Below are 9,024 nucleotides of genomic sequence, written 5' to 3'. Positions count from 1 at the left end.
CGAGCGGATCCGCCGAGCTCGTGCTCGGCGAGGGCGGGATGCTGCGCGTCGGCGCTCGCGCCGACGTCGTGGTGTCGACGGTCGATCCGTTCGCGGTCCCGGCCGAGGCGCTCATCAGCGTGGGCACCGCCGTCACGGTCGTGGGCGGCACGGTCGTGCACACCCGCGACTGAGCCTCACACGAGACGAAGCTTTCACCAGTGCCCTTCGGGGCGGAGACCAGGAGAGATCGATGAAGATCATCATCGTCGGCGCAGGCATCGGCGGACTCGCCGCAGCGATCAGCCTGCACGAAGCAGGACTGCACGACATCAGCGTCTACGAGCGCAGCACGGCGATCCGTGGACTCGGAGTCGGGATCAATCTGCTTCCGCATGCCCTGCGCGAGTTGACGGAGCTCGGCGTCGCAGACACGATCGCCGAGCTGGGCGTCGAGCCGCAGACCCTCGCGTACTACAACCGGCTGGGTCAGCCGATCTGGAGTGAGCCGCGTGGCACTGCAGCCGGATACCGATGGCCGCAGCTGTCCGTGCATCGGGGGCGTCTGCAGCTCGCTCTGCGCGATCTCGCCGAGGCCCGGCTCTCCGAGCCCATCCGACTCGACCACCGCCTCATCGGCGTCTCATCGAACGGCGACGGGACGGAGACGGCGACCTTCGCGACGGCAGACGGCACCGTCACGGCCACGGCTGACGTGATCATCGGCGCCGACGGCATCCACTCCGCCCTGCGCGCTCTGCGCCACCCCGCCGAGGGCGCTCCACCCTGGAGCGGCCTCACCCTGTGGCGTGGCGTCACGCGCATCCCCGCGTTCCTCGACGGTCGCACCATGATCATGGCCGGCGACGGTGAGCAGAAGTTCGTCGCCTACCCCCTGGCCCCTGCGGACGCCGACGGACGGATGCCGGTGAACTTCATCGCCGAGCGCCGCGTCGGCGGCACGGGCGACGCGGACTGGAATCGTGCCGTCGATCCCGACCCGATCGCGGAGCTGTTCCGCGAGTGGAGCTTCGACTGGCTCGATGTGCCTGCTGCCATCGCCACAGCGGACGAGATCCTCGAGTATCCGATGGTCGATCGCGATGCCCTGCCGCAGTGGACCTTCGGTCGCACCACGCTGCTCGGCGACGCCGCCCACGCGATGTATCCGAACGGCTCGAACGGTGGATCGCAGGCGATCCTCGACGCACGCACTCTCGCCTTCCATCTCGCGACGGCCTCGAGCATCGTCGAGGGGCTCGACGCCTACGAGCAGGCGCGCCGCCCCGCGATGACGGCCCTGCTCGCCGGAACGCGCGCCACCGGGCCTGAGCGCGTGATGCAGTTGGCCCGCGAGCGCGCACCGCAGGGATTCACCGACATCGACGAGGTGATCCCCTACGCCGAGCGGGCGCAGATCGCCGCCGAGTACAAGACCGCCGCGGGGTTCCTTCCCGAGATCCTCAACGAGCGCGCGTCGCTCACCCCGGTCGCATGAGCGGGGACTCCGCGGACGCCCGTGATCCGCATGCCCTGCTGCCGGTGCCGACCCTCGGGTTCGCCTTCGACGTCACCGTCGACCTCGGCGCGCTCGAGGACCACGGCAGCACCAGTGCCGGCCACCGCCGCGTGGTACCGATCCTCGGCGGACGCATCACCGGGGGGATCGACGCCGAGATCCTGCCCGGCGGCGCGGACTGGCAGGTCGTCCGCCCCGACGGCACGATCGAGATCGACGGTCGCTACTCCGCGCGCACCGCAGAGGGCGACCTGCTGCTGCTGCACGCCAAGGGCCTGCGCACCGGCACCCCGGATGTGCTCGAGCGACTGCGGCTGGGCGAAGACGTGGATCCCGGCTCGTACTACTTCCGCACGACCGTGCAGGTCGAGACGGCCGCTACCGGGCTCGCGCACCTGCAGCGGACCCTCTTCCTCGCCGCTGCCCAGAGACAGGCGAACGCCGTGCGATATCGCGCGCACCGGGTGGGCTGAGGAGGTCGAGGGAGCCACCGCGACTTCCGCCGATGATGCCCCTAGAACTTCGGCAGGCATGAGGTTGGCACTGAGAACTTCGGAGATCGCGTCGATGACCCACTGATCAGCGACCGCAGGATCACCTGACTTGTCACGCAACCGATCGAGGAGCTTCTGAGGGTCGCGCGGCATGCCGTCACCTCCGCTGCACCGGCATCACCGCTGCGGAGGCAGGGTGAAGCTCGTCTCATAGGCGAACACCTCGCCATTGACGTCACCGACGGTCGTGATCGTGTACGGGCTGAGATTCAGAGTGTCACCGATGTGGAGCTCCGGCTGATGCACGGTGCGGGTCGGATCCACGGAGCCGCCGCCTCCACGTCGCACCGCGTTCAGCGAGTCCAGGTAGTAGAAGCCGACACAGAACCGGTCCAGGATCGCGTCGGTGAAATCGCCGGGCGCGACGACATAGGAGGCGAGTGAGCCGTCGTCGGCATACTGGGCGGTGCCGGTCGCCCCCTCCCGGGCTCCGTAGTCGTGCATTCTCGAATACAGGTCGACGTTGAGCAGTCCACTGGGGAGGATGATTCCCCCGCCGTCCGCGCGCATGCAGCTCGGCGTGGGCTCGGATGACGGCAGGGACTCGGCTGTCGGTTCACTCGCGGAAGAGGCGTCTGGTTTCTGAGGCGAGGTCGCGCCCGGCGCCGGCGTGGTCGCTGAAGACGACACCGCGGTGCCGGTTGCCGGACCGACGCATCCGGAGAGAACTGTCGTCGTACCGGACAGGAGAACGAGGAAAGCTCCCGCAGCCACGCCCCTGATCCACTTCACCATTCCTGCATTCTGGCGTGCTCAGCGATCCCGCGTCTGTCCTCTCTTCGGTGGACAGGTGATGCCGGCGACGGGAGTGGTCAGAGCAGCGCCCGCACCGATGCATAGGCATCGGCGACGTCGCGGGTCGGCACGTCGTAGACGCGCACGATCCCGGAATCGCCCTCGTGCCGCGCCCAGCCGGGATCGCCCGTGGTGACGAACGCCACGGCCGCGCCGTGCACGTCGTCCGCCAGCGTCTGCGGCGGGTTCGGCCCGGCGAGGGCTTCCATCGCCGGGCCGTCGAGGCAGTCGAAGAAGAACGGCACGTCGAGGCAGTGCTCCGCGAAACCGAAGCGCCCGGAGGGCCACGAGAAGCGGTAGAGCCAGGTGGCGGCGTCGGCACGGTCGGCCGCGATGCGCGGCACGGTCGTGCGGAACATCCGATCTGTCAGCACCCGCCCCGCGAGGCGCGCCTTGCCGAGTCGCGCGATCTCGGCGTTGGCGGCGAGATACTCGGCGCGGATGCCTGTGCGCACGCCGAACCTGTTCAGCAGCACGGACTGCGGGACCCAGCGCAGAGCCTTCGCCGCCCCGCCTGCGAACGCCATCGTGAATTCGTCGTCGGTGGCGCCGATCACGAGCGGCTTGTCGGCGCCGACGCCGGCGCGCAGCGACTCTCGTGTCGGACGCGGCAGCAGGTCGCCGTCGATGGCCGGACCGAGCGGCAACCCCTCCTCGATCATCGTCGTCATCGAGGACGGCCCGAGCTGGGTGGCCTTCTTCTGGAGCGCGAGCAGACGATCCTCCGACAGCGTCGCGAGCCCGGCGACGGTCGGTGGCACACCAGCCGACGCGGCGAGCGCCCGCCCGAACGCCTCGGCACGGGCCGCGGACACATCTCCGAGCGCACCCGAGATCGCGTACACGCCGTGGAACAGGTGCTGCGCCTTCTGCATGCCGAGCAGCGTCAGCACGGCGCCACCGCCGGCGGACTGGCCGGCGATCGTCACGCGGCTCGGGTCTCCCCCGAACGCGGCGATGTTCTGCTGCACCCACTCGAGGGCCAGCAGCCAGTCGCGCACGCCGCGGTTCGAGGGCGCATCCTCGATCCAACCGAAGCCGTCGAACCCGAGGCGGTAGGAGATCGACACGGTGACGATGCCGTCGCGGGTGAAGTTGCGCCCGTCGTACCAGGGACTCGCGGGTGAGCCCGCGAAGTACCCGCCGCCATGGATCCAGACGAGCACGGGCAGGCCGGATGCCTCGGGGTCGGGCGTGAAGACATTGACGTTCAGCGTCGAGTCGCCCTCGACGCTCGGCTCGGGGATCAGCGTCACACCGGGGTCGCCCCGCTGCGCGGTCGCGGCGAACTCGAGGGCGTCGAGCACGCCCTCCCAGGGTGCTTTGGGCACCGGCGCCCGGAACCGCAGGTCGCCGGTCGGAGGCTCCGCGAACGGGATGCCGAGGAAGGCCGCCGATCGCGGAGCACCTCGCCCTCCCGTGGTCGGGCGCCAGCGCCCGCGCACCCGCCCCGCGGCGGTCTGCACTTCGACGAGATCGGTCATGATGGCTCAGACCCCCACAACGAGACGGATGCCGGTGGCGATCTGCGCCATCAGATACGGAGCGAGGTGTCCGGCGGGGTACGTGTCGACGAACTCCCGGGTGACCGGACCGATCTGACTGACATTCGCCACCGAGTCGCGATCGAGTCCTGACGCGGCGGCCGGCACCAGAACATTGCCCGGGAATCCTTCGAGAGCGGTGTTCGAGGTGAGCGGCACGACGAGGACGGTGTTGATGTTCGTGTCGAGCAGCCAGTCCTCCTGCACCACGACCGAGGGTCGCACCTTCGCCGGCTCCGAGCCTCGGGGAGTGCCGACGTCGACCCAGACGATGTCGCCTCTGCGGATCACCAGTCGGTGCTCTCGCGCAGCCGTTCCTCGTTCCCGCGCACGAACAGCTCATCGTCGGGGGGATCGGCGTCGGCAGCACCGGCCTGAGCCAGGATCTGGTTCGCGATGCGGGTCAGATCCGACGAGCCTTCCAGTTCGTCGGCCAGACGGCGCCCCGCGAGTTGGAAGAACTCCGACCTGTTCATCCCGTGTCGCGCAGCAAGCCGCTCGAAGCGGGCGAAATCGCCATCGGGTACCGAGATAGCGGTCTTCATGGCGCAAGTATAACCGGTAGTACCGCCGTCCGGCAGGGCCTCTCGGTGCCGTTCTACTCCCCGACCCGCGCGACCGTGGCATGCGGCATCCGCTCGGTCATCACCCGCACCGCGGCGGCGTTGTCGTCGACGAGCACGGCATCGCGACCGAGAGCCGAGGCGACCGCGCCGGTCGTGCCACTGCCGGCGAAGAGGTCGAGCACGCGGTCACCGGGCCGGCTCGAGGCCCGCACGATCCGCCGCAGGATGCCCTCGGGCTTCTGGGTCGGATAGCCGGTCTTCTCTCGCCCGGTCGTCGGCACGATCGTGTGCCACCAGACGTCGGTGGGCAGCTTGCCGCGCGCCGCCTTCTCGGCGGTGACGAGGCCCGGCGCCATGTACGGCTCCCGGTCGATGTCGTCGCTGTTGAACACGTACTCGCGCGGATTCTTGACGTACACGAGGATCGTGTCGTGCTTGGTGGGCCACCGACGTCGCGACTTCGCTCCGTAGTCGTAGGCCCAGATCAGCTCGTTGAGGAAGCAGTCGCGACCGAACACCGCATCGAGCATGACCTTGGCGTAGTGGGCCTCGCGGTAGTCGAGGTGCAGGTAGAGGGTGCCGTCGTCGGCCAGCAGCCGCCATGCCTCTTCGAGTCGCGGCATCAGGAACGCGCCGTAGTCGTCGAACCGGTCGTCGTAGGTGCGCAGCATGCCGCGCACGCGCTCATACTCGTGCCCGTGGAAGCCGTGCCGCACCTCGGTCGGAGCCGCCGCCGGTTCAGAACTCAGCACGAGGGAGGCCGCCCCGGCACCCGAACCCCGGGATTCCGCGCCGCCGACACCGTCGGCATCGGACTCCTGCTGAATCGTGGACGTGCGTCGCGCGGTGACGACCTGTCGCTCCTGCGTGCGCCCGGTGTTGAAGGGCGGATCGAGGTACACGAGTGTGAACGATGCCGAGGGCAGCGTCGCCGCGACGGCGAGGTTGTCTCCCTGGATGATCGAGACGGACCCGGGGCCGAGGGCTCCCGGGTCGTCGATCACGGAACCCGGTGCAGCCATGCGTCGGTGGCGAACTTCGACTCCACCAGCGCCTCGGCATCGGCGTACTCGTCGGGGGTGATCGTGCCGTCCTCCGCCGACGTCAGCGACCGGAAGGTGTCCTTGAAGCGCTCGATGATCTCGGCGCGCGCGAGGCCGGTCTGGCTGCGCAGCGGATCGACGCGCTTCGCGGCCGACGTCGTGCCCTTGTCGCTGAGCTTCTCGCGGCCGATGCGCAGCACCTCGGTCATCATCTGACCGTCGATGTCGTACGAGAGGGTCGCGTGGTGCAGCACTCCCCCGTTGGCGAGGCGCTTCTGCGCGGCTCCGCCGATCTTGCCCGACGAGCTGGCGATGTCGTTGAGCGGCTGATAGATCGCGTCGATCCCGAGCGAGCGCAGGGCCTGCAGCACCCAGTCGTCGAGGAACGCGTAGGAGTCGGCGAAGGTCATGCCCTGCACGAGGGATGCCGGCACGTACAGCGAGTAGGTGATGATCTGGCCCGCGGCCATGAGCATCGCGCCACCGCCCGAGATGCGGCGCACGACGTCGAATCCGTGTCGCGCGGCCCCCTCGGGGTCGACCTCGTTGCGGTACGACTGGAACGAGCCGATGACGACGGCCGACTGGTCCCACTCCCAGATGCGCAGGGTGGGGCGGCGACGCCCTTCACCGACGCGCGAGGTGAGCACCTCGTCGAGCGCGAGGTTCATGCGCGGTGAGACCGCCTTCTCGTGCACGATCTCCCAGTCGAAGTCGTTCCACCCGGGTGCGGTCACCAGCGCGCGGCGCACCGCGGTGCCGACGGCTTCGGGCGTGAACCCGAGCAGCTGGGCTCCCTCGGGCAGCGCACCGCGGACCACCGCGGCGATCGCCGTGGCATCCGATTCGACCGGCAGCCCGGTCACCGCCGCGTCGATGTCGTCGAGCGCCGTGTCGGGCTCGAGGAAGAAGTCACCGGCGAGGTGGAAGCGAGCGATCCTGCCGTCCTCGACGTCGAGGTCGACGACGACGAGCTTTCCGCCTGGAACCTTGTATTCACCGTGCACGGTTACAGCTTAAGGCGCAGGTTGCCCGGCGGCGCGGAGGCTGCGCGCTCAGCCGCCGAGCACGACGGCACGCTCCCCCGCCCGGATCGGCAGCGAGTACCGGTTGCCGGCCGGTGGCTGCGGGCACAGGTACTGATCGGAGAACGCGCACGGCGGAAGGTACGCGCGGTTGAAGTCGATGACCGCCGATCCGTCGGCACCCGGTTCGTCGATGGGAAGGAAGCGGAAGCGATAGGTCTCGATGCCGTTCGTCCCGTCGGCGAACACCGCGGTCAGACCGCCCTGCGGAGTGCGGGTCACGTGCAGCGCGAGCAGGATGCCGTCGAGCTCGAAGTGCAGACGTCCGGCGAGTTCCGACTCGGCCACCTGACCGTCGATCGCGGTGATCGTGATCGTCTCGCCCGGCGTCGGCTCGAACGACGCAGGGATCCGCCACCCCTCCCGTGGCGGATATGCGTCGATCGCGCTGAAGTGCTCGCGCTCGCGTCGCCGGGGATTGAAGACCCGCAGCGCCACCGAGCCCCTCCGATCGAACACCCTCAGCTCTCGCCGACCCAGCCGCAGCGTCTCGCCACCCCGCAGCGTGACCACCGATCCGCCCGCACCCAGATCGCTGCCGCGGATGCCCCCGTCGCCGGTCAGCGCCCACAGGCCAGGAACCCCCTCCACCGCGGCTGGTTCGGTGATGAGCCAGTTCGTCGACTCGAGCGCGGCAGGGCCGTACTCCGCCCCGGCGTATCGCTCTCGCGACTCGTGCCATGCCCGCCAGTCGTCTGTGAAACCCACCACGCACCTCCCTCTCGCCGCGAATCTATGCGGAGAGAAGACCGATATGCCGGGAAGACGTCACGCGGATTCACCCGCTGTAACACCCGTTCACGGGGCGTAACACGCGGACTCCCGCGATCTCGGTCGTTGAGCGAGGACCGCGAAGCCGACCGAGACGACACGCAGTCAGCCGATCCCGCGCACTCGCCACGGTTCGTCTCGCTGCGTCGCTGCTCGCTCGACGACCGGGCAGAAGCCCGCTCCGCAGCGCGGCTCAGCGTGCGGGGATGTGCGCGTCGAGCCACGACAGCACGTCGGCTCGGACTTCGTCCTGCTGCAGCTCAGCGAAGATCTCGTGACGGGCATCCGGGTACACCAGCGTCGTGACGTCGGTGAGTCCCGATCGGGTGCGGTACTCGTCGGCGAGCTTGTGCACGCTGCGCGGACCGCCGACCGAGTCGTCGCGACCGACGAGCAGGAGCATCGGGATGTCACGGCCGAGGTTCTTGCGCGGGCGCCCGTAGAGCTTGGCGGCCTCGATCGGACCGAAGAGCTTGAGCAGCGGTTCGTCGGTGGTGAGCGGGTCCTCGTCGAACTGGGTCCACACGGCCGGGTCGCGGCTCAGCCACTCGAGACCGGTGGCGTCGGGACCCGCCCAGCGGGCGTTCAGCGGTGCGGCGTTGAGCGAACCCGGCATCCGCAGCGCCGAGCCGGAGAGGATCACCGCATCCCAGGCTTCGGGATGCTCGTTCACCAGCATCTGCGCGAGGAACGACCCCCACGAATGCCCGAGCAGCACGAGCGGCAGATCGGGATGCTCATCCTTGATGATGCCGGTGAGCTGCCAGATCGCATCCTTGGCCGCCGTCAGACCGCCCTTGCCCAGGCGCCCGAGCTTCGCGGGCCCTCCGTGCTGACGGATGCCGGTGCGACCGTGACCCCGGTGATCGTCGGCGTACACGATGAATCCGGCCTGAGTCAGTGCGGCGATCAGGGCGCCGTAACGGCCCGCATGCTCGCCCACTCCGTGCAGCAGCTGCACGATTCCTCGCGCATCACCCGCCGAGGGGTGCACGTCGTAGACGATGGCGATGCCGTGGGCATCCGTGAACTCGCGCGTATCCGTCACGCACCCACACTACTGACGAGAGGTTCCGCGCGTCAGTGCACGAGCGCGTCGACCATGCTCTGCGCGATCTCGAGGTCGGTGACCTCGTAGCCCCCGACGCCGTCGGATGCCGATCCCATG

The 9,024-nt window shown here is 69.2% G+C and carries 11 protein-coding genes; 3 read left to right on the top strand and 8 right to left on the bottom strand.

Going from position 1 to position 9,024, the window contains the following annotated elements; all coding sequences use genetic code 11:
• Positions 1-20 precede the first annotated feature (20 nt).
• From RTM68_RS18985 to RTM68_RS14460, 3 genes are read left to right on the top strand one after another with little or no spacing between them, the layout of a single operon-like run.
• On the top strand, positions 21-173 hold the full coding sequence (locus tag RTM68_RS18985) for a hypothetical protein (RefSeq protein ID WP_396654236.1): 153 nt from the start codon (positions 21-23) through the stop codon (positions 171-173).
• A gap of 59 nt (positions 174-232) precedes the next feature.
• The gene (locus RTM68_RS14465) at positions 233-1,477 is read left to right on the top strand and encodes a flavin-dependent oxidoreductase (RefSeq protein WP_312172169.1); all 1,245 of its coding nucleotides are present in this window, start codon (positions 233-235) and stop codon (positions 1,475-1,477) included.
• Positions 1,474-1,971, top strand: a complete 498-nt coding sequence (locus RTM68_RS14460; protein ID WP_312172167.1) for a DUF3237 domain-containing protein — start codon at positions 1,474-1,476, stop codon at positions 1,969-1,971. The genes RTM68_RS14465 and RTM68_RS14460 overlap by 4 nt, the downstream gene beginning before the upstream one ends.
• Positions 1,972-2,169: 198 nt before the next feature.
• Here RTM68_RS14460 and RTM68_RS14455 read toward each other — a convergent pair whose 3' ends face one another.
• The 8 genes from RTM68_RS14455 to RTM68_RS14420 form a co-directional block, all read right to left on the bottom strand.
• Positions 2,170-2,562, bottom strand: a complete 393-nt coding sequence (locus RTM68_RS14455) for a hypothetical protein (protein WP_312172164.1) — start codon at positions 2,560-2,562, stop codon at positions 2,170-2,172.
• Between the two features lie 302 nt (positions 2,563-2,864).
• A complete protein-coding gene (locus RTM68_RS14450; protein WP_312172161.1) occupies positions 2,865-4,331 on the bottom strand; it encodes a carboxylesterase family protein in 1,467 nt (488 codons plus the stop codon).
• Between the two features lie 6 nt (positions 4,332-4,337).
• Positions 4,338-4,682, bottom strand: coding sequence for a type II toxin-antitoxin system PemK/MazF family toxin (locus RTM68_RS14445; RefSeq protein ID WP_312172158.1), 345 nt, complete (start codon positions 4,680-4,682; stop codon positions 4,338-4,340).
• Positions 4,679-4,936: a CopG family transcriptional regulator gene (locus tag RTM68_RS14440; RefSeq protein WP_312172155.1), complete on the bottom strand. Its 258-nt coding sequence runs from the start codon at positions 4,934-4,936 to the stop codon at positions 4,679-4,681. The genes RTM68_RS14445 and RTM68_RS14440 overlap by 4 nt, the downstream gene beginning before the upstream one ends.
• 53 nt (positions 4,937-4,989) lie before the next feature.
• Positions 4,990-5,979 carry a site-specific DNA-methyltransferase gene (locus RTM68_RS14435; RefSeq protein WP_312172152.1) on the bottom strand — a complete coding sequence of 330 codons (990 nt, stop codon included), beginning with the start codon at positions 5,977-5,979 and terminating at the stop codon, positions 4,990-4,992.
• On the bottom strand, positions 5,958-7,007 hold the full coding sequence (locus RTM68_RS14430; RefSeq protein ID WP_312172149.1) for a lipoyl protein ligase domain-containing protein: 1,050 nt from the start codon (positions 7,005-7,007) through the stop codon (positions 5,958-5,960). Before RTM68_RS14430 ends, RTM68_RS14435 begins: the two co-directional genes overlap by 22 nt.
• Positions 7,008-7,055: 48 nt before the next feature.
• Positions 7,056-7,793, bottom strand: coding sequence for a DUF1684 domain-containing protein (locus tag RTM68_RS14425; RefSeq protein ID WP_312172146.1), 738 nt, complete (start codon positions 7,791-7,793; stop codon positions 7,056-7,058).
• Positions 7,794-8,049: 256 nt separating this feature from the next.
• Positions 8,050-8,904 (bottom strand): alpha/beta fold hydrolase, encoded by an 855-nt coding sequence (locus tag RTM68_RS14420; protein WP_312172144.1) that lies wholly within the window; start codon positions 8,902-8,904, stop codon positions 8,050-8,052.
• Between the last annotated feature and the right edge of the window lie 120 nt (positions 8,905-9,024).

It is taken from the genome of Microbacterium sp. (genome assembly GCF_031988965.1).
Lineage (GTDB): Bacteria > Actinomycetota > Actinomycetes > Actinomycetales > Microbacteriaceae > Microbacterium.
This window is presented reverse-complemented; position numbering and strand designations above follow the sequence as displayed.

Coding starts and splice junctions, on each gene's coding strand:
- RTM68_RS14465 (WP_312172169.1), top strand. CDS start 233: ATGAAGATCATCATCGTCGGCGCAGGCATCGGCGGACTCGCCGCAGCG.
- RTM68_RS14460 (WP_312172167.1), top strand. CDS start 1,474: ATGAGCGGGGACTCCGCGGACGCCCGTGATCCGCATGCCCTGCTGCCG.
- RTM68_RS14455 (WP_312172164.1), bottom strand. CDS start 2,562: ATGCGCGCGGACGGCGGGGGAATCATCCTCCCCAGTGGACTGCTCAAC.
- RTM68_RS14450 (WP_312172161.1), bottom strand. CDS start 4,331: ATGACCGATCTCGTCGAAGTGCAGACCGCCGCGGGGCGGGTGCGCGGG.
- RTM68_RS14440 (WP_312172155.1), bottom strand. CDS start 4,936: ATGAAGACCGCTATCTCGGTACCCGATGGCGATTTCGCCCGCTTCGAG.
- RTM68_RS14435 (WP_312172152.1), bottom strand. CDS start 5,979: ATGGCTGCACCGGGTTCCGTGATCGACGACCCGGGAGCCCTCGGCCCC.